The organism is Kiloniella majae, from assembly GCF_002118315.1.
GTDB lineage: Bacteria > Pseudomonadota > Alphaproteobacteria > Kiloniellales > Kiloniellaceae > Kiloniella > Kiloniella majae.
The window spans coordinates 1-24629 of the sequence record NZ_MTSZ01000007.1 but is presented as its reverse complement, the minus strand read 5'-3'; the positions used below and the strand labels follow the sequence as shown (position 1 = coordinate 24629).

Here is a 24629-nt window from a genome sequence, read left to right as displayed (position 1 = left end):
TTCACAAAAACACTTCGTACCGGAGGCCTCATGCAAGATGTAAAGGTATGGGACTTATTTATCCGTCTTTTCCACGGAAGTATCGCTGTTCTCTTTCTGGCTAATTTCTTTGTGACAGAAGATGGCAGCACATCCCACAGTTATCTCGGTTATATTCTACTTGGGCTACTAGCCCTTCGTTTTGTTTGGGGGTTTATTGGCAGTTATCATGCACGCTTCGCAAACTTCGCACCTAGCAAGAAAAACCTAAAGGAACATCTTCGTAGTATCTTGTTTCAAGAAAAGGACATCCATCTTGGGCACAACCCCCTTGGTGCTCTTATGGTATTCAACCTGCTAGGATCTCTCACCTTACTTTGTTTAACGGGTATCCTTGCCGAAACAGACATGTTCTGGGGAATGAAATGGCTCGAAGAGATTCACGAGTTTCTGGCAAACTACACCATGCTATCCGTAGCCTTTCATCTGTTGGGCGTTGCCTGGGAGACAAAACGATCTAAAATCAATATTGCCAAAGCAATGATTACGGGTAAAAAATCCCTTTCAAAATACTAAGAGGGCCAAAACCTCAAGACCAAGACGCTAAAACTGGCGCTAACAGACAAGAGTAAAACTTATGAATGACAATCTCCGTAAGTCATCCCAGCCCTTTCATGAAAGAGCCGAAATATTATGGGGATTGTTAATCATACAAATTATCTGCACACTCTTTTTTCTGTCCGATGCCATTGGTGACATCTGGTTTGCACATGATATTTTTGCCGGGTTTGATCACGATATCATTGAGCTCCTAGTTGTCATAGCACTGTCGGTCAGCATTGCCTTCACAGTTTTACAAATCCGACAAATGCTCCATCGACAGCGCCGGATAGAAGAGCAAATAAAAATTGCCTCCGGGGCCTTTATCACCATGCTCGATCAGTATTTTAAAGAATGGAATTTAACCCCCGCCGAACAAGACGTAGCACTGTTCCTCATCAAAGGAATGTCTTTTTCAGACATTGCAGGCTTGCGCCAAACACGCGAAGGAACTGTCAAAGCCCAGTGTAACGCCATCTATAACAAAGCAAAGGTAACCGGACGGCCTCAACTCTTGAGCTTCTTTATAGAAGAACTCCTGAGTGAAGAACTGATCGCCAGCAATTAGCTTTATTCGTTATCAGTTACAGAAACAGGCACTTTCCCAAGTGTTATTCGAAGAATGACGATAAACATTACCGGAACAAGGCACAAAGCCACGGCAAACACACCTTGAAGCCCCCAGAAAGCCCCGCTGAAAATCCACAATAGCACCACATTAAGCAGGAAATATAACGTAGCGTCCGAATTGGGATCCAGTAGCTCTTTGAAAAAAGAGCCAATAAGCGGCACAGCATAAATCAACTGAAAGATCCTGGGTTCGTCTGACGTCTGATTGTCAGCTGATGAGGAAGACAAGCTTTGTACCGTTGTATCAGTCATGTATTTTCACCGTATTTTGGCTCCCCGTATTTTAACTCACAGTATTTTAGTCGGGTATTAGATACAGCTAAAATAAGAACGCGATCACCAAACAACAAAGTGACAGAATGTCACAGAAAATTACTCGGGTATAAAAATACTCAAATCTCGGTATGCATACGATAACCCGGTGCATAGGCCAAACGAACAATTGTTACCGGAATATCACCATTCCATGTTGTTCGATCGATCACAAAAATGGCTTCTCCTTCGGTTGCTTGCAGCAGCTCAGCTTCTTGCTTGGTCGCATTTGCCGCAGAAAAAGAAATATCGCCCTTTGTTAAAGGCGTGTTCTGGACCAACCATTCGTTTGCATCAATTTCTTTCAAATCCACATCACGGATAGCCGCAACTTCGGATAAATTCACCCAGCGATCTTCATAGAGAAAGGGGTGATTATCAGCATAGTGCAAACTGCGAACATGCAGCATTTCAACATTAACAGACAAACCAAGGCGACTTGCCACAGTAACAGACGGTGATGTCTCTGATCTTTCCAGAATACTATGACGCCAAGACCACCCACGCTGTTCAACCTCCAACCTTGTAATCGGGATTTCCAGTGTTGCCTTGCGGATTGGATTCAATGCCACACGGGTTCCTGCCTTCCGACGGCGTTCTAACAAACCTTCTTCGGCTAATGCCCGCATCGCCCGATTAACGGTCGCACGTGCACAGCCAAATTCTTCGGCAAGATCAATTTCATTAGGAATCATGTCGCCAGGTAACCAGATACGTTCAATAATCCGACGCATCACCTCGGCTTTTACACTTTGCCAGCTGTTGATCTCTGTTACGGTCAAATTCGATCCTTTAATGACATCATCGTTTTTTTGTAGCGGGTAACGATTTGATCCCGCTTGACATGATGTCCCTCTTTTACCAGATGCCGGCCAGCTGACCAGACATCGGTGATCATTTTGTCATCTCCGGCAAAGATATAGCTGTCCAGAATGGCGTCCCCCTCTTTACCCAATAGATCAACGGCATTCATATCCAGCGCAAAAAGATCTCCACGTTGTCCAACCGCGATAGCGCCGGCTTCGCGCTGCCCGGCTTGCGTTCCACCAGCAACAACAGCATCCATCAAAACCCGACCTGTTGATTTTTCTTTGGTCGCGAAGACAGCCCGGCCCCGATCACGAAGGCGTTGAGAATATTCCAGCGTCCGTAGCTCTTCCGAGAGTGAGATACGGATATTTGAATCCGAACCAACACCAAAGCGGCCTCCAGAATTGATATAGCGGACACCGTCAAAAATACCATCCCCCAAACTTGATTCAGTAATCGGGCACAAACCAGCAACGGCATTTGTTCGCGCTAAACCTTCTGTTTCGTGAGGTTCCATATGGGTGCAATGAATTAAACACCAGCGTTCATCCACAGAATGATTTTCCAACAACCACTCTACGGGACGCTTGCCCCACGCTGATTGAATCTCTTCAATTTCGGCTGTTTGTTCAGCAATATGCATATGTAACGGAGCTGTCGACGCAAGGCCTGTTGCAAACCGCATCCCTTCCTGGCTAACAGCCCGAAGCGAATGGGGCGCAACCCCAAGCCTTGTATCATCCGGCAAGGTTTTGAGTGCTTGCGCTGCGGCCTCAAAAAGCTTTTGGAACCTGTCTGGTGTGTTTCCAAACCTGATCTGCCCTGGCCCAAGTGTCCGGCCATCACACCCCCCATGTTCATAAAGAACAGGTAAAAGTGTCAAGCCGATCCCTGTATCCTTTGCAGCCGCACTAATACGATAGGAAAGTTCTCCGATATCATCATAGGCCACACCACCGGGTTGATGATGCAAATAGTGAAATTCACAAACCGCTGCATATCCGGCCTCTAGCATTTCCATCTGCATATAGGCTGTAATGGCTTCGATATCATCCGGACTTAGGTGATCCAAAAAGCGATACATCAACTTTCGCCAAGTCCAGAAACTATCCTTAGGGTCCGGGCCTCGAGTTTCGGTCATACCCGCCATCGCACGTTGAAAAGCATGGCTGTGAAGGTTGGTCGGCGAAGGTAAAAGCACGCCAAGCTTGTCCGCCTGTTTAACAACAGAGGATTCAGCAGCGAAACCCGATTCAATCGAAGAAATTCGCCCGTCATCACCAATTATGACATGCACATCCCGCTGCCACCCGCTTTGCGTAAGTGCCTGTTCTGCCCACAGATGTCTCACTTTACTGCTCCTCGCCATCGCTTGACAAAATATTATGTGCATACATAATACAATAAAGATAAATCTTATCAAGTCAGGAAAGAGTGTTTCTCATGCCTTCTGCCCAAACTTTCGAAACGCCCGTGTCTCCCGTAACGATCACAAGTGGGAATGGTCCGATCGTACTGGGCATGCCCCACACAGGAACCTGGCTTCCAGAAGAAATTCTAAACAAGCTAAATACTAACGGGAAAAAGCTAGCCGATACGGATTGGCATATCGACCAGCTTTACACAGGTCTTTTGCCTGATGTGACGATCGTAAAGGCAAATTTTCATCGCTATGTCATTGATGCCAACCGCGATCCTTCCGGTATCAGCCTTTACCCCGGGCAGAACACAACAGGGCTGTGCCCTTTAACTGATTTCGACAACCAACCAATCTACCAAGATGGTTATGAGCCGGATGAAGCTGAAATTGAAAACCGCCGCCTGAACTTCCACGCACCTTATCACGCTGCCCTTCAGACAGAGCTTGAGCGGGTTCGCGACCTTCATGGTGCGGCAATTCTCTATGACTGCCACTCCATCAGATCCACTATTCCCTTTCTCTTCGACGGATTGTTACCCGAATTCAATATCGGCACAAACAACGGGGAAACCTGTGACGGTGTTATTGAGAAAAGCGTCTGGAGTATCTCCAATAATGCCGCAGAATACAGTACGGTTCTCAATGCACGCTTCAAAGGTGGCTGGACAACGCGACACTACGGTCAGCCACACAATAATATTCATGCAATTCAAATGGAATTGGCCCAACGAACACATTTGAAAGCGGAAACTCTTCCCTTCGATTACGACAAAGAAAGCGCAGCGATCTTGCGCCCTTATCTCAAGAGTATTCTAATGAAATTAACTGAGTTGGTTGAGACGAAACAGTTAGGCTCATAATGCCAAAAAATGGGCTACTTCAGACCAAGTTGATTATCACGATGTACTCGCGCGCTTCAAATATTTGTCGATTATATCTTTGATCGTTCCGTTTTCTCTAAGCTTGTCCGTAGCTTCTATCAGACGTCTCTTTTGCTCTGCATTTATTTTTCCAGGCTGGCACATCACCCATACAGGAACAGCCGCGAAAACATATGCCTTGCCAACATCTGATTCTTTTATGCCAAGCGCCCGCATATTGAACAACACGCTATCATAAGCCCCAACAACTACATCAACCCTGTCATTTTTGAACATGGCGCTGCTAAGGTCATAGTTCTTTGTCGGCACCTTCAACAATGAGTCATCACTATCAAAGGGTTCACCAACAAAAACACCCCTTGGTATAGCGATCTTCAGGCCGGCCAAATCACCATATTTCTCTAATATGATCGATCTTTGCGGGATTGCTGAAATCGCAATACTTTTGCCAATCGGCGCAAGCTTGTCATACCGGGCCTCTGGTAGCGGCACGCGTGCCAGAATAGCACAGTGCGCTCGCCCCTTCTCCAGCTCGTTAAAAACGCGTAACGTGGGAACAATGTCATTAGTTCCCATGAACCCGCCCAGAGATAAGTTGGGTAAACCAAACTAAGGACCGGCAGCAGTTTTCTTAAGCAAGAAAAATAGAACCATCTAGAAATAAACAACATCAAAGCCCTCAACTGTATTTTCCAGCAACACCATTTTCGGGGCATACCTTTGCAGGTTATCTTGACAGCCTAACACATTTAAGAACCTGATGAGAGTTTGGGCTGCATGCTTCCCAGCATACAGCCCAATTCTTTAAAGTATCATTGATACTGACATTATAGTTGATACTGCCAACTTGATTGGTAGTACCTGTAAGCTCCCTTGTCCTCTGCGACATGCCCAAGGCCCGGGAACTCAAGATGACTCCCCAGAACAGCTACTCTGTCCGCACTCACCCAATCAAGCATTCTACGGCGGGTTTGCTCAGCTTGTTGCATATCAATATCAAACGCGATGCTCCATTCAGGATGCTGGAATTGAAGCGCGGTGAAGTGAACAACATCACCCCAAATCAATACTTCCTGATTTTCTGAACGCAAAACAAACCCGGTATGTCCAGGCGTATGTCCCGGCAACGCCACAGCTTCAATGCCCGGTAAAACTTCGCCATCTTTATCAATAAGCGTCAGGCGTTTCGAATAAGGCGCAGACATTGCTTTTGCATTTGCAGAATTGGTTTTCAGGAAGTCAGAGGCTTGCGATATGTAGCTGTCGTCATGCCAAAAATCCCAATCTTTTTTATGCACAATCAATTCAGCATTGGGGAAGTGCGCCTTGCCTTCTTTTGACGTAATGCCAGAGATATGATCCACATGCATATGGGTTAACAGAATGGCATCGACAGATTCAGGTGCAATCCCCGCTGCTTTCAGATTATCAGTAAACTGCCCAAGTGTTGGCCCCATATTGTCCGCGGTTCCAGAATCAATCAGAATAATTTTGTCCCCTGTATTGACCACAAAAGAATTAATCGGAACCCGGATTTTATCAACTGGGGGCGTACGGAATTGATCTTTGTATAACTGTTCTGCCACTTGGGGATCGTAATTGGGTATCAAATCCGAACCTGCATCAATATACCCATCCAACAAAGCCGTTATTTCAAACTTTCCAACAGAAAAACGATAGGCACCTGTGGTTTGCACACCCGCTTTTGGAGCCGCGGCAAAACTTGACGTCGGCATAGAAAGCGGTGCCATGGAAGCAACAAGCCCCGCCCCCCCCGTCAAAAGAGAGCTTCTTAGTAGATCGCGTCTTGAAAGTGTCATGACAAAATATCCCGATATCACTATTATCCAAATCAATATCGCTTAATATCAGTATATTTTTCTGGATCGGGAGAGGCTTTATGCCTATACCTTGTATAAGCATTACTTATATCAAGTGAATAACAATAACTTTCAACATGAGTACACTTTTTATGAATACTTACCCCTACGAAGAAAGAGTTCAGTCCATTCCTGATTGATACCATCAGCAAGTTTAGCAACAGGGACATCAATTCCCTTTACCATGCTCTGACCCACACCCAACTTAATCAAAATTTCAGATAAGACAGCCTTGGGATTTACCGATAATTCGTCATAAGTTACCTTCAAAGGCTCTATACCCTCTTTCTCAAACCAGAATTTCCACTCTTGATCAAATAAAGTGAACTCATCAAAACGACGCTTAATTTCAATTTCATCATAGAAGATAGGCTGAGGTTCAGAAAGGCGCTCCAGTTCAGTTCCATCTGGGGCTAAGTGCCAAAGTCCTGTTTGCTCTGCCTTAACAAATGATACTGCCTGATCAAGTTTATTCTCACGCGTTAGATAAATAAAGAGTGTGTTTCCAAAGGCAGTTTTGATTCTCTTTAAATCACTTGATAGTCCCGGGTATAAAACCTTCATTTTTTCCATAAAAAAAAGAAAGCTACCTCTTTGTAACCGAAGCCCAAACAAATCTGACAAACTGGTACCTCGCTTTTTTGCAGCAGTAAATATAGCCATCAATATATCTTGTTCAGATTCATAATTTTCGACTAAGATCCCATAATCCTTTATCCACGAAGCAATCTCAGGCACATGGAAATGAGAGTTCGGATTTCCAGTTTTCCCCGTTGCAGTAAGTAGCTTACAAAGTAACGTGCTACCACTTCTGGGACTCGTACAGATAATGTAAGACTGATATTTAATCATGGAGAACAGCTCCTGATATAAATAATCTATAGAATCTCATAGCGTCTGCCCTTACATTAATTGAATGAACAATTTTCACCTTAAATACATTTTATAACTCATGCACTTATGATAAGCGCGCATAGCGTAGTATTTCAACACAACCGTGTAGAACAAATCCACGTACTAGTGCCAAGTAATTGTGAAATCAAAAGGTCAAATAAATGGATCGCCTACAACTTTTTCAGACCTTTATGACGTCCATAGACAAAGGCTCACTCTCGGGCGCAGCTAAGGTATTGAACATTAGCCAGCCCGCGGTTAGCCAACAGATTACATTACTGGAAAGTATTCTTCAGAAAGAACTGCTGTTCAGAACATCCCGAGGCGTAAAACCAACTGAAGCAGGGTTAGTCGTTTACAACAACGCGGATAACATCCTCAGCCAAGTAAACAAACTGCATGAAGAGCTGAAAAATCTGGACGAAAGCCTCACGGGGCCACTTCGAATTACAGCACCTTTGGCAATCGGGCAAAGCCTCGTCGCACCGATCGTTTTTGAACTCCAAAGCCAGTATCCTGAGCTCAATATATCCTTAAAGCTCAGTGACCAACTTGCCGATCTTGTGAAGGATCGAATTGATTTGGCCGTTCGTGTAGGATCACTTGGAAAATCTGATGCTCTGGCCCGCAAGATTGGTGATCTACAACTAATGCTTGTTGCAACACCTGACTTTCTGGATCGCTACGGACGTCCCCAAAGGCCAGAGGATCTGGTTAATATTCCGATGATCCAATACCGGGACGAAAAAAAAGTAACCAAGCAAATCGTCAAAAAAGACCAACAGGAATATCTGGCAGAAGTACAGTCAAACTATACCTTTGATAATCCCGATGTCATCCTCAACGCCCTGAATAGAGGAATCGGCTATACAAAGCTTCCCTACCTGCTAATAAAAGAGCAACTGGCAGAAGGTAAACTGGAACGCGTATTACCAGCATACACCGTTCCTTCCAAACCTATTTATCTGCTCTACCCTTCACGTCAATCTTTGACCAGACGCGCCGAAGTATTTATCGACCGAATGCTCTCCACCATTATCAATCTGGACGGCATCATCCCTGCCAGAGGCGGGAAATGGCGCATGGACAGCGATCAACCAACCGAGAAACTATTGGATATTGTTTAGGAAGAGTAAGACAGTTTTATAAAAAGTTTGTCTTGAAAATAACAAAACCCATCGCTTTAGGCGATGGGTTTTGATGGTGGAGCCAAGGAGGATCGAACTCCTGACCTCTTCGCTGCCAGCGAAGCGCTCTCCCAGCTGAGCTATGGCCCCAATTTATCCGCCGCGAAGCAGCTGATGCGGCGGAAAATATGTTGTCTTTTCCTCCTTGGCAAGAAAAATTTTTCCTTGCGAAAAGAAAAGCACGCTTGCTGTCAGAATTTAACCGGCTTAGTCGTCGCTGATACCGCCAGCGCCACCACTTACACTCTGAAGATCTTCGTCATCATCAGGATCCAGATCATCACCGTCATCGATATGAAGCAACTCTTCCTCGTCCGGGAAGTCCACAACATTATCAGATGTTTCCAGATCAACATCCTGCACTTCAGTTGCTTCTTCATCCTGCGCCTTAGCAGATTGCTTAGGTTGGCTTGACTTAGCGCTCAAATCCAATTCAGTCCCACACTTAGGACACACGATTGGTGATTTCAGAAAATCGTAAAATTTTGCCTTACAGCTTAGACAGGTACGTTTGCTACCCCATTCCGGCTTACTCACAGCCAGACCCTCCAACTAGAATTTTGCAACAACCACACAATGGCTTTCGAAAAAACTGCAAATGCCATGATCGCCACAGACTGTCAATAAAGGGTGAATGACAATTTAAATATTGAGAAAAAATTTTGCCTCTTGCCCTCTTTGTCATGCTCAAGCACTGGTAAAAGACTGTTTTCCTCTATAAAAGAAATCCGAAACAATCCTTCAGGATCAGGCTGCACTTTCAGGTCCTGTGACGGAAAAACCGAACCAAGCCTTGAACACACCACAGATTCGTGGCTGAAAATCACAACGAATCTGAACTACGAAACACGGAATACATTAATGACCAGCGATAATTCTCTGTCTTCAACCCCAAGTTCTTCACTCAAAGGCACGGTTAAAGTTCCCGGCGACAAATCTATCTCACATAGATCCCTCATGTTTGGGGCGCTCGCCATCGGGAAAACCAACGTCTTTGGCATGCTGGAAGGCGAAGATGTGCTGGCGACCGCCAAAGCCATGCGTGCTCTGGGGGCTCATGTTGAACGGGATGACCAAGGCGTCTGGCATATTGAAGGACGTGGCATCGGTGGTCTTTGCGAACCTGAAGACGTTTTGGACATGGGAAATTCAGGGACATCTGCCAGACTACTTATGGGAATTCTGGGAAGCCACCCCATTACCACCTTCATGACCGGGGATGCCTCGCTCAGAAAACGTCCGATGGGGCGTGTTGCCAATCCATTGGCTGAAATGGGTACGCAGGTTCATTGCCGATCCGGTCAACGTCTTCCCCTGATGGTACAGGGCGCCGAGACGCCCATGCCGATCCGTTATAAATTACCTATGGCGTCCGCTCAGGTGAAATCCTGCATTCTGCTTGCCGGGCTGAATACCCCGGGGGAAACAACGGTTATTGAGACCGAACATACCCGCGATCATACTGAGCTTATGCTCCGCCACTTCGGGGCCGAGGTTCGTGTCATCCAGACAGAAGAAGGTCGGGAAACAACCATCATAGGCCAACCGGAACTCAAAGCTGCCGATGTGCACGTTCCTTCTGATCCGTCATCAGCGGCCTTTCCAACCGTTGCAGCCTTGATCAACGAAGGCTCTGAGCTTCGCCTTCCCGGTATAGGTATGAACCCGCATCGCAACGGTATTTATATCACCCTGAAAGAAATGGGTGCTGATATCACCCTTGAGAACGAACGTACTGAAGCAGGTGAGCCCGTCGCAGATCTCGTTGTCCGCGCCAGCAAACTCAAAGGTATCACCGTTCCGGCAGAGCGCGCGCCCTCTATGATTGATGAATATCCTATTCTGGCAATTGCCGCTTCTTTTGCAGAAGGGAAAACCATCATGGAAGGACTTGGCGAACTCCGGGTCAAAGAAAGCGATCGTCTTTCAGCCGTTGCCAATGGCCTCAAAGCCTGTGGTGTTACCTGTGAAGAAGGCAATGACTACCTAATCGTTGAAGGGTCACCCGCTGGAATACAGGGCGGCGGAACGATCACAACGCACTTTGATCACCGCATTGCCATGAGCTTCCTTGTCATGGGAATGGCGGCAAAAGAACCTGTAAAGGTTCTGGATGCTGATGCAATCGACACCAGCTTCCCTGACTTTGCCAAGTTGATGAACGGCTTGGGTGCTCAAATCGGTTAGTTTTATTACCCAAAACAACCGTATACTGACACAATAACTATCGGCTGGAACTATCGGCTGGACTAAAAGGAAAAGACTTTGCCTGTTATCGCTATTGATGGTCCTGTTGCCTCTGGTAAGGGAACTCTGGCGCGGCGTCTCGCCGCCACAATGAACTTTGCCTATTTGGACACTGGTTCTCTCTACAGAGCGGTCGCATCCCTCATTTTAGAACGGGGAAGTGACCCAAACGACTCCGTCGTTGCCGCAAAGGTTGCAGATGGCTTTACCGCGGACGATATCAATCGCAGCGACCTTCGCGATGAAAAAGTTGGCCAGGCTGCGTCTATCGTTGCCGCCAATCAGGAAGTGCGAAAATCTCTACTGGAATTTCAGCGCAACTTTGCAAAAACACCACCAAACAATCACTTAGGTGCTGTTCTGGATGGAAGAGATATCGGCACCGTTGTCTGTCCGGACGCAGAAATCAAGCTCTTCATCTCTGCAACGCCGGAAGTCCGCGCCAAGCGCAGACATAAAGAGTTGCTTGATCGCGGCGATGAGTCTATATACGCCCGCGTACTGGAAGATTTGCGTGAACGTGATGAACGGGATCGTAATCGTGACACAGCTCCCTTACGGGCAGCTGAAGATGCGGTCACTCTGGATACCAGCGATATGGATGCCAATAAGGCTTTTGAAGTTGCAAAGTCACTCGTCAGCGAGCGCCTTTCTCTTTAAAAGCAAGACATCTTGATCAGGTGTCTGACGTGTTTTTCTCAGTATAGTTTTACTAGCCCGGGATGGTCCTGGGTAGACCGCCGGAAAAACCGGCCGGCCTGTATAGTGCGAACCTTTTGAAAGGAATATTAACCCATGGCTGAAGCAGCTGTTGAAAGCTTTGCCGACCTACTAGACGAATCCCTCGGTCAATCCGATCGTCTGGAAGGTAATGTACTTAAAGGCATGATCGTTGCCATCGAAGGCGACGTTGCCCTTGTTGATGTAGGCCTCAAATCTGAGGGCCGAGTTGCACTTAAAGAATTTGCTGACGCTGGTCAGGCTCCCGAAGTTAAAGTCGGGGATGAGGTAGAAGTTTACCTCGAGCGCATGGAAAGCAAAAACGGGGACGTTATGATCTCCCGTGATAAAGCTAAGCGTGAAGAAGCCTGGACACAGCTCGAAAAATCCTTTGGCGACAATGAGCGCGTTAACGGCGTTATCTTTGGTCGCGTTAAAGGTGGCTTCACTGTTGATCTTTCCGGCGCCGTGGCATTCTTGCCAGGCAGCCAGGTTGACATCCGCCCAGTTCGTGACGTTTCCCCATTGATGGGCAATGCACAGCCATTCCAGATCCTGAAAATGGATCGTGCACGTGGTAACATCGTTGTTTCACGTCGTGCTGTTCTGGAAGAAACTCGTGCAGAGCAACGTTCAGAGCTTATCCAGAACCTTAATGAAGGTCAGGTTCTTCAGGGTGTTGTTAAAAACATCACTGATTACGGTGCCTTCGTTGATCTTGGTGGTGTTGACGGTCTGTTGCACGTTACTGACATTTCCTGGAAACGTATCAACCACCCAAGCGAAAAACTGACAATCGGCCAGCAGGTTGATGTTCAGGTTATCCGCTTCAACGCTGAAACACAGCGTATCAGCCTTGGCATGAAACAGCTTGAGACTGATCCATGGGATGGCGTTGCAGCTAAATACCCAATGGGTGCGAAACTTGAAGGTCGCGTGACCAACATCACTGACTACGGTGCCTTTGTTGAGCTGGAAGCTGGTATCGAAGGTCTTGTTCACGTTTCTGAAATGTCCTGGACCAAGAAAAACATCCACCCTGGCAAAATCGTTTCTACGAGCCAGGAAGTTGAAGTTATGGTTCTTGATGTTGACGAATCAAAGCGTCGCATCAGCCTTGGCCTGAAACAGTGTTCTTCCAACCCGTGGGAGTCATTCCAGGCGAATCACCCTGCCGAATCCGAGCTTGAAGGCGAAATCAAAAACATCACCGAATTCGGTCTGTTTGTTGGTCTTCCCGGCGAAATCGACGGCATGGTTCACCTGTCAGATCTGAACTGGGAACTTTCCGGTGACGAAGCTGTTAAAGAATACAACAAAGGTGACATGGTTAAGGTTAAAGTTCTCGACGTTGACGTTGATAAAGAACGCATCAGCCTTGGCATTAAACAGCTCAGCGATGATCCTTTCGCAGGTTCAGTTGAAGGCCTGAAAAAAGGTGTTGTTGTTACCTGTACTATTACAGCCGTTACAGATGGCGCTCTTGAAGTTCAAATCGCTGATGGTGCTACTGGCACAATCCGCAAAACTGAACTTTCACGTGAGCGTAGTGAACAGCGTACAGATCGTTTCGCAGTTGGCGAAAAAATCGACGCACGTATCACAAACATCGATTCCAAATCACGAAAAATTGCTCTGTCTATCAAACAGCACGAAGCTGCTGAAGAGAAACAGGCAATGGCTGATTACGGTTCAACAGACTCCGGCGCTAGCCTCGGCGATATTCTCGGCGAAGCTCTCTCCAAAGCTGCTGAAGACAAAAAATAAACCGATTTTTTCGGTTCAAAAAAAAGGCCCGGTGTTCACTCACCGGGCCTTTTTTGTATCTAAAATGCTTTTTTATATGGGAAATGCTTTATTCTTAATGACTTAGACTTGACGGATTTTTCAGGCTCTGGCACCCTTTAGGGGAACAGGACTAAAATTACGGCAAGAAAAGCTTAGAGTTAAAATCAAACGCCGGGTAATCCGAGGTACTAGAGGCGGGTATTTGAACTACTTCGGTAACAGCTACAGGGAGACGTAAGGCATGACCAAGTCAGAGCTCATTCAGCATATCGCAGAGCAAAACCCCCACCTCTATCATCGGGACGTTGAAAGAATCGTCACAACTATCTTTGACGAAATCTCAAACGCTCTCGCAGACGGCAATCGGGTCGAACTCCGCGGTTTCGGAGCTTTTTCCGTCAAGCATCGTGATGCCCGTGTCGGCCGCAATCCGCGCACAGGTGAATCAGTCGAAGTTGATTCAAAGCACATTCCATTTTTCAAAACAGGCAAACAACTTCGCGAACGCCTGAATAATGGTGTGGATAGCTAATTAGAATATGGTTAGAGATAAGTGAAAAGATTTAGCTGGGTACTCACAGCCCCCATTACGCTGGTCATCCTACTTTTGGCGGTCAACAACCGTCAGGATGTCACGCTAGAGATATGGCCTTTCGGGCTCCAGTTTGATTACCCTCTTTATCTCATTATTCTGATCTCTGTCGGCCTCGGTATTTTGGCTGGCGCCCTTATTGCCTGGCTTTCCAGCGCAGCAACGAGAAGACGTGCAAAAGCGGCCGAATGGAAAGTGCTGGACCTGCAGCGCGACCTCTCGTTCGAGCGCGCGGAACTCAAAAAGCTGCAAGAGAAAGAAGTATCGACTTCACTTGCGGTCAAAGAAGCTTCATAAGACGTCCCAAGACCACTGTTAAGACAGTCGTAAATCAGCATCACTTTCTATTACCTGGACTCTGTTAGGTTAATGCTGGAACTTGATTAATCAACATTGTATAAAATATTCGAATACATGATTAGTCAGGGGACCCAACGTGCAAAACATCACAGCTGAACAGGTTGCAGAAAGTCTGGATTATCCTTCTCTTGTAGAAGCCTTAAGAGAAGCTTTTCAGAGCAACATAACCGTTCCCATGCGCCATCATCACGATATGGAACAGCCCAATGGTCGAAGAGAGTCCACACTCTTGCTAATGCCAGCCTGGGAATCCGGCAAATCCGTCGGGGTGAAGCTTGTAACGGTCAGCCCGGAAAACGGCGAAAAGGATCTACCAGCGATCCAAGGCATCTACATTCTGTTTGATGGTGATACCGGAACCCCTAAAGCTCTTATAGAAGCAAAAACCCTCACCGCACGCCGCACGGCCGCAGCATCGGCGCTGGCAACGTCCTATCTAGCCCGACCAGACAGCACAAAGCTGACAATGGTAGGGACAGGCGTGCTCGCACCAAACCTTATACAGGCACATGCAGCAGTACGCCCCATAAAAGACGTCACAATCTGGGGCCGAGACTTAAAAAAAGCGAACGATCTTGCACAGGAAATGAACAGCCTCGGTTTCACTGCCCGCGCAGAAGAAAATCTGGAGAAAGCTGTGGGCACAGCAGATATCATTTCCAGCGCAACTCTCAGCAAGGCACCCCTTATTTCAGGAAATTGGCTACAACCCGGTCAGCACCTTGATCTCGTCGGGGCCTATCGCCCTGACATGCGCGAAGCTGATGACGAAGCCATTAAACGTTGTAGCATATTCGTCGATACCCACGCGGGTGCGACAAAAGAAGGTGGGGATATTGTTATTCCGCTACAAAGTGGTGTTTTGAGCAAAGAAGACATCAAAGCAGACCTCTTCGAACTTACCCAAGGAAAGCATACTGGTCGAAGCTCTGAAGAAGAGATCACTTATTTCAAATCCGTTGGCCATGCGTTAGAAGATTTAGCCGCCGCGCAGCTGGTCGATAAGCGCATTAATAACGCATAAGACAATATCAGGCTCAGTCCCGACGAATTAATCACCTTTTGATGTAAACTATTCGAGAAACAGGGGTGACCAATGCGATTACCTCTGTTAGGAATGGGCTCCGATTAATAACCTTGACTGGAGATCGGAATATGACCCCGAAAGAACGTATCTTTGTTGCCATTGACACCCCGGATATCAATAAAGCAACAGAGCTCGCGAAAGCACTCTCTGGTGAAGTCGGCGGCATTAAAATCGGCAAAGAGCTTTTTACAGCTCAAGGCCCCAATGCGGTCAGAGGTGCCGTGGGCGGCGAACCTCTTTTTGTCGACCTGAAATTTCATGACATCCCTAATACTGTTGCCGGAGCGATCCGGTCTTCTCTGCACATGCGTCCCTTTATGGTGAATGTACACGCATCAGGTGGCAAAGCGATGATGCAGGCCGCAGTAGAAGCCGCACGAGAAACATCCGAAGATCTTGGCATTCCTCGTCCGATCGTATTGGCGGTTACTGTTCTGACAAGCATGGATGATAGCGATCTATCAGACGTCGGCCAACAAGGCCCCGCAGCGGAACAGGTAGAACGCCTTGCTCTGCTCGCAAAAGAAAGCGGCATTGATGGCGTGGTCTGCTCTTCAAAGGAAATTAAACTGCTTCGTAAGGCCTGCGGACCTGATTTTAAACTTGTTGTTCCCGGCATAAGACCTACATGGGCAAGTGCAGGCGATCAAAAACGAATCATGACACCACGCGATGCCATTGAAGCTGGTGCGGATTACCTTGTCATTGGCCGCCCGATCACTGGCGCTGAAGACCCTGTTGCCGCCGCACGCAGAATTGTTGACGAATTAAACTAAATCAGAAGGCCGGAAACAAAGCCGGAAAGTAAAGTATGGTATCCCAGATTCCTCCAGAACAAGCCGTTCATGACATTCCGGTTAAAACTGTTAGCAGTCTTGCCATTAAAACGGTTATGGGGAATTTGCCCGCGCTAGTACAAATGGCTTTGTTCCCCTTCCTTCTCTCTGCCCTCATAACGGCATTGTCGATCCCATCCCTCGGCAACGCGCTATCAAGCTGGATACTGAGCATCCTTGCCTATATCCCCCATACTCTATTTGCAGTTGCCTGGCATCGCCGGACTTTATTAAATCTACAAGCACCAGAATCCACTTCAATTACAAGTTGGAACCGGGTGCATTGGCAGTTTCTTCTCAAAATCATAATTCTACTCGCCATCTTTTATGGCATGAGTTTGATTGGCACCTTACCCGTTCTGACCATAGGCGCAGCGATCCCGACACTTGTTCCTTTTCTATTCTTGGGACTAATAGTTGTGATGCTATATGTCGTGGCAAGATTATCCTTTATCCTTCCCGCCACCGCTGTCGGTGAAAAATACACACTGGATACAAGCTGGAAACATACAGACAAACAGGGGTGGCGCATTGTTGCTGCCTTCCTGATGCTCACAATTCCCTTTGGTTTATTAATGCTCCTTATCGCAATGTTCGCTTTTGGAAGCTTATTCACGGGCATGCCCACAACACCAGAAGATGCAGCTAATTTTAACATCCTGAGTTTTATTCAAAACAACGGACCAGCTTTTTTCTTTCTACAGCTCATCATTCTTGCTGTAACTTATTTGCCAACCGCCGCCGTGATTTCGATGCTCTCCATAGCCTTCAAAGGCTGCACGGGGTGGGTTCCGGAAGCTTCATCATCATCCGCAGACGAAGAGGTAAGTTAATCTACTGAAGCCAGTATGGCTTGCAAATTTATCTATGATTGCTACTAAATAGCATAAACAGATAAAGGGTATTCACGTGACATTAGAGCAAATCTCTCAACATCCTGTCGAAAAGATTAGGTTTGGCGAGGCTATGAACATGGCTTTTGAACCTCTATTTTCTAACTTTAAAACGGCTGTAAAATTTACTCTTTTACCAACCATTTCCTTGCTCGTCATAATGGCTATTAGCACATACTTAATTTCTGTGCTTGCACCCGATAGCACATCGTTAGAAACAGAAATTTCCCCACTGTTTTTTGTTGTTCAAATACTTTTTCTACTCGTGGCTTCGCTTATTTTCTTTCAATTTTACGCCGCTTGGGTTCGTTTTACTTTTTTAGACGAGGATTCAGTTTCAACAACGCTTTTCCTCAAGCTAAACAAAAGACACTTTCTGCTTGCAGGAAAAGGACTGTTATTGGGTATTGGCAGCTATATAGCCTTTATCGTCGTTATAGCACTTTTTGTAATTGTAGGCTTTATACTCTTCTTCGGCTTAGAAAGCTTCTCATTGCAGACTGAAAACTACTCTCCCTCTATGATCGGGGGAATGATATTTCTTATATTCCCTATTATGCTACTACTCATGGCTTTGTTTAGCACAGTTGTTTTGAAGCTTTCTTATGTGTTTCCAGCTACGGCACTAGATCAGTCTTATAGTTTTTCGATGAGCTGGGCACATACCAGAAAGCAGGGATTACAAATCTTTTTGGCCTTCTTTGTCCTATATTTTGTTATGAGTTTTGCGGTCGGTATTATCATATCAATTGCGGCAGGCGTTTTTTCTATCGCCCTGTTTTCTTCAAGTGATATTCTTCAAACGAATAACCCCGCAACGATCTTGACGTCGACATCAACACTTTTGTTCATTATTCCCCTATACTTTGGAGTCACAATCTTGTCTTTACTCGCAATGATTCCATTTATTAACATGCACAACTATTGTTTTGCGACCAATACTGGCTGGCAAAGCACCGAAGAGATTACAGAGCGCTTTGCGTAAGAAAATGGGGATTATACCCTTTAACAAAATAGTGAGATAGCCCCTTGGCAACAGAAGTTAAAATTTGTGGAATAAACAGTAACGATGCTCTGAACGCAGCACAGGAAGCTGGTGCGGAATATCTTGGCTTTGTCTTTTTCCCCAAAAGCCCACGCAATGTTTCTGTCGAACAGGCCGCAGCCCTTGCAAAACAGGTGAAGTCCGAGATTAAGAAGGTTGGATTACTTGTTAATGCCAGTGACGATGACATTCGCCTGATAACAGAACAGGTTCCTTTGGATATTTTGCAACTCCACGGCAGCGAAACACCGGACCGTGTTGCCGAGATCAAACGTAACTTTGGCCTTGAAGTCATGAAAGTTATTAAAATTTCAGAACAGAAGGATTTTGAGACAGTCTCTGTTTTTGAAGAAGTTTCTGATCGACTATTGTTTGATGCCAAGCCGCCAAAAGACCTGAAAAATGCGTTACCAGGTGGTAATGCCATTTCCTTTGACTGGCGTTTACTCGCCGGGAAAAGCTGGAAGCGCTCATGGATGCTTGCTGGTGGATTGAATTGCGATAATGTGAAAGATGCCATTCAAATTTCCGGTGCGCCGGCTGTTGATGTGTCTTCCGGAGTAGAAGATCAACCTGGTCTGAAATCAGTCGAAAAAATTCTTGGCTTTACATCCAAAGCCAAAAATACTTGAGGCGGAATACATAATGCCAGATTCTGTCGTCGCGGTTTTAACTCACTTTGGTGAGATCCAGCTTTTTATCGTTGCGACAGTCTGCATCTATTGGATTATCTGCCCCAGATTAGGCACCCGCCTATGGTTTGCCCTCTGCCTTTCAAGCTCGATCCAACAAACGCTCAAAATGGCCTTTGCGCAACCGCGTCCTTATTGGTTGAATCCGGATCTTCTGGCGATTGAAAAAAGCACCTCTTACGGCATGCCTTCTGGACACGCGCAAACACCACCACTTTTTTATGGTATTCTCGCAAAATCTTCGAAGCGACGTTGGGCCTATTTTCTCGCAGCAGCGATAGTTATTCTAACGGGTTGGACAAGGGTTGCCGGTAATGTTCACAGTATGGAACAGGTCCTTACAGGCTGGACTATTGGTGTTTTCCTCCTCATTTCTATATTTTTGTTGGAAAAACCTGTCTCTCGATGCTGGCAAAAAAGCACCTTGATCATCCGCGTATCGGGTTCTTTCGCTTTTTGTGCCATTTTAATGGGCGCTGGTCTATGGTCAGCATCCAATGCCGGACAGCAAATTGTTCCTGCAATTTGGGTTGAAAACGCAGGACATCCTCTGCGTCCTGTCAAAGCAGATAATATCATCATAGTTCCCGGCCTTTTGTTCGGTTGGCTTATCGGTCTTGCACTTTTGGATGGGAAATACCCGCCAAAACCTACAAATAAGATAAAACTTTCTCTCCGGCCTTTGCTTGGCTTGCCGCCCTTGGCACTTTTAATCGACATTGCACCGGGGAAAGAAATAGAGCTTATTTTAATCCTTACCTTCCTCGTTGGTACCCTTGCCGGATTATGGTCCAGTTATGGAGCACCTTTTCTTTTCAAGATATTAAAGATCTAAGCATCGCATCCCTTGCAGGAGAGAGGCTTTTCAGGCAAAGTCCGCCCAAGATAGATCATAGAGATCCGATAAGGTTGCAGAGTAGATATGACAACACCTAATTCTTATATGAACGGCCCTGACGAGCGCGGGCATTTTGGTATTTTTGGCGGTCGCTATGTCGCTGAAACATTGATGCCGCTTATTCTCGAAGTCGAAAAAGCCTACGACGCAGCCAAGGCTGATCCTTCATTTCAAAAAGATTATGACTATTACGCCAAACATTATGTTGGTCGCCCAAGCCCGCTTTATTTTGCAGAACGCCTGACCCGTGAGCTCGGTGGAGCAAAAATTTACTTTAAGCGCGATGAGCTGAACCACACAGGTTCGCACAAAGCAAACAACGTACTCGGACAGATTCTTCTGGCCAGACGTATGGGTAAAAAACGGATTATCGCGGAAACTGGCGCCGGACAACACGGTGTTGCAACGGCAACGTTTTGCGCCCTTTTCAATCTACCCTGTGTTGTTTACATGGGCGCAACGGACATCGCACGACAGGCACCAAATGTCTTTCGTATGAAGTTGCTCGGTGCTGAAGTTATCGGTGTTGAAAGTGGTACAGGCACCCTGAAAGATGCCATGAATGACGCATTGCGTGATTGGGTGACCAATGTTGAAGAGACGTTCTATATCATCGGTACTGCCGCTGGGCCTCACCCTTATCCAGTGATGGTCCGTGACTTCCAGTCCATTATTGGCCGCGAAGCAAAAGAACAAATGCGCGAAGCCGAAGGTCGTTTACCTGACCAACTCGTCGCCTGTATTGGCGGAGGCTCGAATGCAATTGGCCTGTTCCATCCCTTCCTTGATGACAAAGAAGTGGCTATCACAGGCGTTGAAGCCGCAGGTTTTGGCGTTAAAACCGATAAACATGCCGCGTCGTTGACTGGTGGTAAGCCCGGTGTCCTGCATGGAAACCGAACCTTCCTGTTACAGGATGATGATGGACAGATACAAGATGCCCATTCTATCTCAGCCGGTCTCGACTATCCTGGTATTGGCCCAGAGCATTCATGGCTACACGACATTGGTCGCGTGAACTATGCATCAGCCTCTGATACTGAAGCACTCGAAGCTTTCCAGATGTTGTCAAAAGTTGAGGGGATTATCCCGGCATTGGAACCTGCACACGCATTAGCACATGTGACCAAAATTGCACCTGACATGGATAAAGACAAAATCATCCTCATGAACCTCTGTGGTCGAGGTGACAAAGATATCTTTACAGTTGCCGAAGCACTCGGCGTAGAGATTTAGGGGGAAGATATCATGAGCCAAACCAGACTTGAAAAGCGTTTCGCGGACCTGAAGGAAGAAGGCAGAGGCGGCCTCGTTACGTTTGTGACTGCGGGTGACCCCGATTTCGAGACCAGCCTTGAAATTGTCAAAGGCCTGCCAGACGCTGGTGCAGATGTCATCGAACTCGGCATGCCCTTTTCCGATCCAATGGCTGATGGCCCTGCTATTCAGGCATCCAGTTTGCGGGCTTTGCGCAATGGCATGACACTAAGCAAAACACTCGACCTCGTGCGTGCTTTTAGACAGGATAACCAAGATACACCAATTATCCTGATGGGATATTACAACCCGATTTACATCTATGGTGTGGATAAGTTTTTAGCCGATGCTAAGACAGCAGGTGTCGACGGGTTTATCATTGTTGACCTGCCACCAGAACATGATGATGAATTCTGTATCCCGACATTAGACCAAGGGTTACACTTTATTCGACTGACAACCCCAACAACAGTTGGCGGTAGATTACCGAAAGTACTTAACAACACGAGTGGTTTTGTATATTACGTATCCATACTTGGCATTACAGGTACTGCCGCCGCGTCTGACAGTGCGATCCACGACGCAGTTGCCCGCCTCAAAGCCGAAACTGATTTACCTGTTGCCGTTGGCTTTGGTATTCGGACACCCGAACAAGCCGCTAACGTTGCAACAGTTGCGGATGCCGCTGTGGTTGGTTCCGCAATTATTGATACATTGAAAGAAAACTTGGATGATGACAACCAGGCGAAACCTGGCCTCAGCCAAGCAGTACTGGAATACGTACGTACACTAGCAGATGGTGTACGTGGTTCCCGTACTTAATTGAAACAAGTAAGGCAGAAAGCATGAACTGGATTTCCAACTACGTCCGCCCGAAGATCCGTGCGCTGGTACAGAAAGATACACCAGATGATCTATGGGTAAAATCACCTGCCACAGGCCAGATGATTTTCAAAAAGGAATTGGAAAAGAACCTTTGGGTCTGTCCCTACAGTGGACATCACATGCGGATCTCTGCGAGAAAACGCCTTGAGACTCTTTTTGACGACGGCGACTACACCCTCGTTGAGTTACCCAAGACCCTTACTGATCCGCTAAAATTCAAAGATCTGAAAAGATACACAGACCGCATCAAAGACGCGAATGCAAAAAATGAAGACAAGGAAGCTATTCTTGTTGCCCGCGGTACGATGGGTGGCATGCAGACGGTTGTCGCTGTCTTTAACTTCTCATACATGGGCGGATCTATGGGAACTGCTGTTGGCGAAGGACTTCTGACAGCCGCAAAACTCGCCGTTCTTCAAGAAGCACCTTTACTAGTCATCCCGGCTTCTGGTGGTGCCCGTATGCAAGAGGGCATTCTCTCTCTGATGCAAATGCCACGGTCAATCATTGCAGTTGATATGGTTAAGGATGCCGGGCTTCCCTATGTGGTTCTTTTAACCGATCCGACCACGGGTGGTGTTTCTGCTTCCTTTGCTATGCTCGGGGATATCGCGATTGCGGAACCACAAGCCAATATTGGTTTTGCAGGAAAACGCGTAATCGAGGAAACTATCCGGGAAAAACTGCCTGAAGGTTTCCAGACTGCCGAGTATCTTTTGGAACATGGCATGGTCGATATGGTGGTTCATCGCCACGATCTTCGTGAAACACTTATTCGTGTTTTCAATCTTTTGACCCAAAAAGGCCCTTCGGCGGAGATTTTGCCGCTCAAAGGTGCTGAGGAAGCAAAAGAAGAAGCCGCTGAAAAGAACGACTCGGCTGAATAAGCCGGGTTTCCTCCTGTTAAACATCAAAAGTTAAACAGGAGGGGTAAGCACCAAGCAATAAACTTCTATCAGGTAGAGATATGACCATGCGCCGGAGTGATATCGTCTTAGAGCGCCTTAGCCTCTTGCATCCCAAAATTATTGATTTATCCCTCAGCCGCGTGGAGCGCTTGTTGGGTTTACTTGATCATCCGGAAGAAAAGTTACCCCCGGTTATTCATGTCGCCGGAACCAATGGCAAAGGATCTTTCCTTGCCTATCTCAGGGCGATTTTGGAAGCACATAACAAGGATGTTCATCTCTACACTTCTCCTCATCTGGTAAAATTCCACGAGCGTATCAGGCTTGCAGGGGAGCTGATTTCCGAAGAGGAATTGGTTGCACTCCTTGAAGAGTGCGAAAAGGTAAACGGCCCGGATTCCATAACCTTTTTTGAAGTAACAACCGTTGCAGCATTCCTCGCCTATAGCCGTCACAAGGCAGATGCTCTTTTGCTCGAGACAGGCTTGGGTGGCCGACTTGATGCGACCAATATGGTCGCACAACCAGCTTTGACCGCCATCACCCCCATTTCAGTTGATCACACCCAGTTCCTGGGGGAGACCATTGAGGAAATCGCAGCAGAAAAAGCTGGTATCCTCAAGTCCGGCGTTCCCTGTGTGGTTGGCAAGCAACCCAAAGCTGCTCTCGCAGTCATAAAGGCGCGCGCTGAGGAAGTTGGTGCCGAACTCTATATCGAGGGCGAAGATTGGACTGTGGTTCCCTCAGAAAAGAATTTTGTATTCAAAGGACGTCATGGGGAAACACGCTATCCAAACCCCAACCTTCTGGGGGAACATCAAGTCGAGAATGCCGCCTTGGCCGTGGCTGCCACAGATATTCTGGCTAATTCTTTTAATTTACAAACAGATAGAATTCAAGAAGGCCTGACCCAAGCCTATTGGCCCGGTCGTATGCAGAAGCTGACCACAGGTCTGTTACCCGACCTCCTGCCCAATAGTTGTGAGCTTTGGCTTGATGGTGGTCACAACGAATCTGCCGGGCTTGCTTTGGCTACGATTCTCAAGACATGGCAGGACAAGCCGGTCCATATCATCTATGGCATGCTCAATACAAAAGCGGCCACAGACTATCTGCGCCCGCTGGCCCCACTTGGCTCAAGCCTGAGAGCGATTGAAATTCCTTTTGAAGCCGCTTCACTTAGCGCCGAAGACGCCGCTGCCCATGCTGTTGAAGCCGGTTTTGATGCCAAGCCTTGCACTTCGGCACAACAGGCTGTTGAAGAAATTCTTGCCCAGGAAGAACCTGGTCGCATTCTAATTTGTGGCTCTCTCTACCTCGCAGGCCATATCCTCGCAGAAAGCCACTAACCAGATACCTGATAATAATATACCTTGTTGTCATTGACGCGACTCTTTGTCCAAGACGAAGCCTAGCTTTTTTGGTTAAAAACCTCTATTCTGATTCAACTTAGAAAGAGGACGAAACCATGCCGATCATCCGTGTGGAAATGTTCCAAGGTCGTTCACTTGAGCAAAAACGTGCTCTGGTCAAAACACTGACCGAAGAAACGGCCCGAATCACAGGCTGCAATACCGAAGCGGTGTATGTCGTTATCGACGATGTTCATAAAGAAAACTGGGGTGCCGGGGGTATTCTCTGCACTGATAAAGTACACCATTAATTTTTTACCCGGCTTGCGCCTTACTGGAACCAGATAACCGAGATAACACACCACTTGTGTGCCTGTTTGCGTTTCGGTAATTCTGACTCGTCCTGAAATACGTTGACGTTTTTTTAGGTTATAGCCAGCTGCATTTTGCAGCTGGCTTTTTTATGCACTTGTTCT

General features: G+C 46.8%; 27 protein-coding genes and 1 tRNA gene. 20 read left to right on the top strand and 8 right to left on the bottom strand.

Going from position 1 to position 24629, the window contains the following annotated elements; all coding sequences use genetic code 11:
• The first annotated feature begins 30 nt into the window (after window positions 1-30).
• Window positions 31-555, top strand: coding sequence for a cytochrome b/b6 domain-containing protein (locus BKB51_RS16980; RefSeq protein ID WP_085902314.1), 525 nt, complete (start codon window positions 31-33; stop codon window positions 553-555).
• Between the two features lie 61 nt (window positions 556-616).
• Window positions 617-1147 carry a helix-turn-helix transcriptional regulator gene (locus BKB51_RS16975; protein ID WP_125911863.1) on the top strand — a complete coding sequence of 177 codons (531 nt, stop codon included), beginning with the start codon at window positions 617-619 and terminating at the stop codon, window positions 1145-1147.
• A 2-nt stretch (window positions 1148-1149) separates the two neighbouring features.
• On the opposite strand, the gene BKB51_RS16970 is transcribed toward BKB51_RS16975, so the two are convergent.
• From BKB51_RS16970 to BKB51_RS16960, 3 genes are all read right to left on the bottom strand, one after another.
• The gene (locus tag BKB51_RS16970; protein ID WP_085902313.1) at window positions 1150-1461 is read right to left on the bottom strand and encodes a hypothetical protein; all 312 of its coding nucleotides are present in this window, start codon (window positions 1459-1461) and stop codon (window positions 1150-1152) included.
• Window positions 1462-1601: 140 nt separating this feature from the next.
• Window positions 1602-2303 (bottom strand): GntR family transcriptional regulator, encoded by a 702-nt coding sequence (locus tag BKB51_RS16965; protein WP_085902312.1) that lies wholly within the window; start codon window positions 2301-2303, stop codon window positions 1602-1604.
• On the bottom strand, window positions 2300-3682 hold the full coding sequence (locus BKB51_RS16960; protein WP_085902311.1) for a formimidoylglutamate deiminase: 1383 nt from the start codon (window positions 3680-3682) through the stop codon (window positions 2300-2302). Before BKB51_RS16960 ends, BKB51_RS16965 begins: the two co-directional genes overlap by 4 nt.
• Window positions 3683-3774: 92 nt before the next feature.
• On the opposite strand from BKB51_RS16960, the gene hutG reads away from it, so the two are divergent.
• Window positions 3775-4611, top strand: a complete 837-nt coding sequence (gene hutG, locus BKB51_RS16955; protein ID WP_085902310.1) for an N-formylglutamate deformylase — start codon at window positions 3775-3777, stop codon at window positions 4609-4611.
• A 36-nt stretch (window positions 4612-4647) separates the two neighbouring features.
• On the opposite strand, the gene BKB51_RS16950 is transcribed toward hutG, so the two are convergent.
• The 3 genes from BKB51_RS16950 to BKB51_RS16940 form a co-directional block, all read right to left on the bottom strand.
• Window positions 4648-5208 (bottom strand): type 2 periplasmic-binding domain-containing protein, encoded by a 561-nt coding sequence (locus BKB51_RS16950; RefSeq protein WP_085902309.1) that lies wholly within the window; start codon window positions 5206-5208, stop codon window positions 4648-4650.
• A gap of 251 nt (window positions 5209-5459) precedes the next feature.
• Complete coding sequence (locus tag BKB51_RS16945) at window positions 5460-6452, bottom strand: MBL fold metallo-hydrolase (RefSeq protein ID WP_085902308.1); 993 nt, start codon at window positions 6450-6452, stop codon at window positions 5460-5462.
• A gap of 150 nt (window positions 6453-6602) precedes the next feature.
• Window positions 6603-7364: a Stf0 family sulfotransferase gene (locus BKB51_RS16940; protein WP_085902307.1), complete on the bottom strand. Its 762-nt coding sequence runs from the start codon at window positions 7362-7364 to the stop codon at window positions 6603-6605.
• Window positions 7365-7567: 203 nt separating this feature from the next.
• Between BKB51_RS16940 and BKB51_RS16935 the strand changes: the two genes are divergently transcribed.
• Window positions 7568-8533: a LysR family transcriptional regulator gene (locus BKB51_RS16935; protein WP_085902306.1), complete on the top strand. Its 966-nt coding sequence runs from the start codon at window positions 7568-7570 to the stop codon at window positions 8531-8533.
• 74 nt (window positions 8534-8607) lie between these two features.
• On the opposite strand, the gene BKB51_RS16930 is transcribed toward BKB51_RS16935, so the two are convergent.
• Together BKB51_RS16930 and BKB51_RS16925 are read right to left on the bottom strand one after the other, a co-directional pair.
• Window positions 8608-8683: transfer RNA gene (locus tag BKB51_RS16930), tRNA-Ala, on the bottom strand.
• 117 nt (window positions 8684-8800) lie between these two features.
• The gene (locus tag BKB51_RS16925; protein ID WP_085902305.1) at window positions 8801-9130 is read right to left on the bottom strand and encodes a TIGR02300 family protein; all 330 of its coding nucleotides are present in this window, start codon (window positions 9128-9130) and stop codon (window positions 8801-8803) included.
• Between the two features lie 324 nt (window positions 9131-9454).
• Between BKB51_RS16925 and aroA the strand changes: the two genes are divergently transcribed.
• The 16 genes from aroA to BKB51_RS16845 all read left to right on the top strand — a co-directional run bounded on the left by aroA (window position 9455) and on the right by BKB51_RS16845 (window position 24464).
• Entirely contained in the window at window positions 9455-10780 is a 1326-nt protein-coding gene (gene aroA, locus BKB51_RS16920; RefSeq protein ID WP_085902304.1) for a 3-phosphoshikimate 1-carboxyvinyltransferase, read from the top strand.
• Window positions 10781-10858: 78 nt separating this feature from the next.
• Window positions 10859-11500 (top strand): (d)CMP kinase, encoded by a 642-nt coding sequence (cmk, locus tag BKB51_RS16915; protein WP_085902303.1) that lies wholly within the window; start codon window positions 10859-10861, stop codon window positions 11498-11500.
• Between the two features lie 135 nt (window positions 11501-11635).
• A complete protein-coding gene (gene rpsA, locus BKB51_RS16910) occupies window positions 11636-13327 on the top strand; it encodes a 30S ribosomal protein S1 (RefSeq protein ID WP_085902302.1) in 1692 nt (563 codons plus the stop codon).
• A 262-nt stretch (window positions 13328-13589) separates the two neighbouring features.
• On the top strand, window positions 13590-13880 hold the full coding sequence (ihfB, locus tag BKB51_RS16905; RefSeq protein ID WP_085902301.1) for an integration host factor subunit beta: 291 nt from the start codon (window positions 13590-13592) through the stop codon (window positions 13878-13880).
• Window positions 13881-13901: 21 nt separating this feature from the next.
• Window positions 13902-14237 carry a lipopolysaccharide assembly protein LapA domain-containing protein gene (locus tag BKB51_RS16900; RefSeq protein ID WP_085902300.1) on the top strand — a complete coding sequence of 112 codons (336 nt, stop codon included), beginning with the start codon at window positions 13902-13904 and terminating at the stop codon, window positions 14235-14237.
• A 139-nt stretch (window positions 14238-14376) separates the two neighbouring features.
• Window positions 14377-15324: a bifunctional Delta(1)-pyrroline-2-carboxylate/Delta(1)-piperideine-2-carboxylate reductase gene (gene lhpI / locus BKB51_RS16895; protein ID WP_085902299.1), complete on the top strand. Its 948-nt coding sequence runs from the start codon at window positions 14377-14379 to the stop codon at window positions 15322-15324.
• A gap of 131 nt (window positions 15325-15455) precedes the next feature.
• Entirely contained in the window at window positions 15456-16163 is a 708-nt protein-coding gene (gene pyrF, locus BKB51_RS16890; protein WP_085902298.1) for an orotidine-5'-phosphate decarboxylase, read from the top strand.
• A gap of 35 nt (window positions 16164-16198) precedes the next feature.
• Window positions 16199-17056, top strand: a complete 858-nt coding sequence (locus tag BKB51_RS16885; RefSeq protein WP_085902297.1) for a hypothetical protein — start codon at window positions 16199-16201, stop codon at window positions 17054-17056.
• 76 nt (window positions 17057-17132) lie between these two features.
• Entirely contained in the window at window positions 17133-18101 is a 969-nt protein-coding gene (locus tag BKB51_RS16880; RefSeq protein ID WP_085902296.1) for a hypothetical protein, read from the top strand.
• 44 nt (window positions 18102-18145) lie between these two features.
• On the top strand, window positions 18146-18793 hold the full coding sequence (locus BKB51_RS16875; protein WP_085902295.1) for a phosphoribosylanthranilate isomerase: 648 nt from the start codon (window positions 18146-18148) through the stop codon (window positions 18791-18793).
• A 13-nt stretch (window positions 18794-18806) separates the two neighbouring features.
• Window positions 18807-19688, top strand: a complete 882-nt coding sequence (locus tag BKB51_RS16870) for a phosphatase PAP2 family protein (RefSeq protein ID WP_085902294.1) — start codon at window positions 18807-18809, stop codon at window positions 19686-19688.
• An 87-nt stretch (window positions 19689-19775) separates the two neighbouring features.
• Window positions 19776-20987 (top strand): tryptophan synthase subunit beta, encoded by a 1212-nt coding sequence (trpB, locus tag BKB51_RS16865; protein WP_085902293.1) that lies wholly within the window; start codon window positions 19776-19778, stop codon window positions 20985-20987.
• Window positions 20988-20999: 12 nt separating this feature from the next.
• Complete coding sequence (trpA, locus tag BKB51_RS16860) at window positions 21000-21830, top strand: tryptophan synthase subunit alpha (protein ID WP_085902292.1); 831 nt, start codon at window positions 21000-21002, stop codon at window positions 21828-21830.
• Between the two features lie 23 nt (window positions 21831-21853).
• Window positions 21854-22780, top strand: coding sequence for an acetyl-CoA carboxylase, carboxyltransferase subunit beta (gene accD, locus BKB51_RS16855; protein ID WP_085902291.1), 927 nt, complete (start codon window positions 21854-21856; stop codon window positions 22778-22780).
• 86 nt (window positions 22781-22866) lie between these two features.
• Entirely contained in the window at window positions 22867-24150 is a 1284-nt protein-coding gene (locus tag BKB51_RS16850) for a bifunctional folylpolyglutamate synthase/dihydrofolate synthase (protein ID WP_085902454.1), read from the top strand.
• Between the two features lie 119 nt (window positions 24151-24269).
• Window positions 24270-24464, top strand: a complete 195-nt coding sequence (locus BKB51_RS16845) for a 2-hydroxymuconate tautomerase (protein ID WP_047762706.1) — start codon at window positions 24270-24272, stop codon at window positions 24462-24464.
• Window positions 24465-24629: the final 165 nt, after the last annotated feature.

Excerpts from the sequence above, each read along its gene's own strand:
- BKB51_RS16935 (WP_085902306.1), top strand. The coding sequence starts at position 7,568 with ATGGATCGCCTACAACTTTTTCAGACCTTTATGACGTCCATAGACAAA.
- accD (WP_085902291.1), top strand. The coding sequence starts at position 21,854 with ATGAACTGGATTTCCAACTACGTCCGCCCGAAGATCCGTGCGCTGGTA.
- BKB51_RS16940 (WP_085902307.1), bottom strand. The coding sequence starts at position 7,364 with ATGATTAAATATCAGTCTTACATTATCTGTACGAGTCCCAGAAGTGGT.
- trpB (WP_085902293.1), top strand. The coding sequence starts at position 19,776 with ATGACAACACCTAATTCTTATATGAACGGCCCTGACGAGCGCGGGCAT.
- aroA (WP_085902304.1), top strand. The coding sequence starts at position 9,455 with ATGACCAGCGATAATTCTCTGTCTTCAACCCCAAGTTCTTCACTCAAA.
- BKB51_RS16970 (WP_085902313.1), bottom strand. The coding sequence starts at position 1,461 with ATGACTGATACAACGGTACAAAGCTTGTCTTCCTCATCAGCTGACAAT.
- hutG (WP_085902310.1), top strand. The coding sequence starts at position 3,775 with ATGCCTTCTGCCCAAACTTTCGAAACGCCCGTGTCTCCCGTAACGATC.
- rpsA (WP_085902302.1), top strand. The coding sequence starts at position 11,636 with ATGGCTGAAGCAGCTGTTGAAAGCTTTGCCGACCTACTAGACGAATCC.
- pyrF (WP_085902298.1), top strand. The coding sequence starts at position 15,456 with ATGACCCCGAAAGAACGTATCTTTGTTGCCATTGACACCCCGGATATC.
- ihfB (WP_085902301.1), top strand. The coding sequence starts at position 13,590 with ATGACCAAGTCAGAGCTCATTCAGCATATCGCAGAGCAAAACCCCCAC.
- BKB51_RS16885 (WP_085902297.1), top strand. The coding sequence starts at position 16,199 with ATGGTATCCCAGATTCCTCCAGAACAAGCCGTTCATGACATTCCGGTT.
- BKB51_RS16845 (WP_047762706.1), top strand. The coding sequence starts at position 24,270 with ATGCCGATCATCCGTGTGGAAATGTTCCAAGGTCGTTCACTTGAGCAA.
- BKB51_RS16850 (WP_085902454.1), top strand. The coding sequence starts at position 22,867 with ATGCGCCGGAGTGATATCGTCTTAGAGCGCCTTAGCCTCTTGCATCCC.
- BKB51_RS16945 (WP_085902308.1), bottom strand. The coding sequence starts at position 6,452 with ATGACACTTTCAAGACGCGATCTACTAAGAAGCTCTCTTTTGACGGGG.
- BKB51_RS16980 (WP_085902314.1), top strand. The coding sequence starts at position 31 with ATGCAAGATGTAAAGGTATGGGACTTATTTATCCGTCTTTTCCACGGA.
- BKB51_RS16950 (WP_085902309.1), bottom strand. The coding sequence starts at position 5,208 with ATGGGAACTAATGACATTGTTCCCACGTTACGCGTTTTTAACGAGCTG.
- BKB51_RS16870 (WP_085902294.1), top strand. The coding sequence starts at position 18,807 with ATGCCAGATTCTGTCGTCGCGGTTTTAACTCACTTTGGTGAGATCCAG.
- trpA (WP_085902292.1), top strand. The coding sequence starts at position 21,000 with ATGAGCCAAACCAGACTTGAAAAGCGTTTCGCGGACCTGAAGGAAGAA.
- BKB51_RS16975 (WP_125911863.1), top strand. The coding sequence starts at position 617 with ATGAATGACAATCTCCGTAAGTCATCCCAGCCCTTTCATGAAAGAGCC.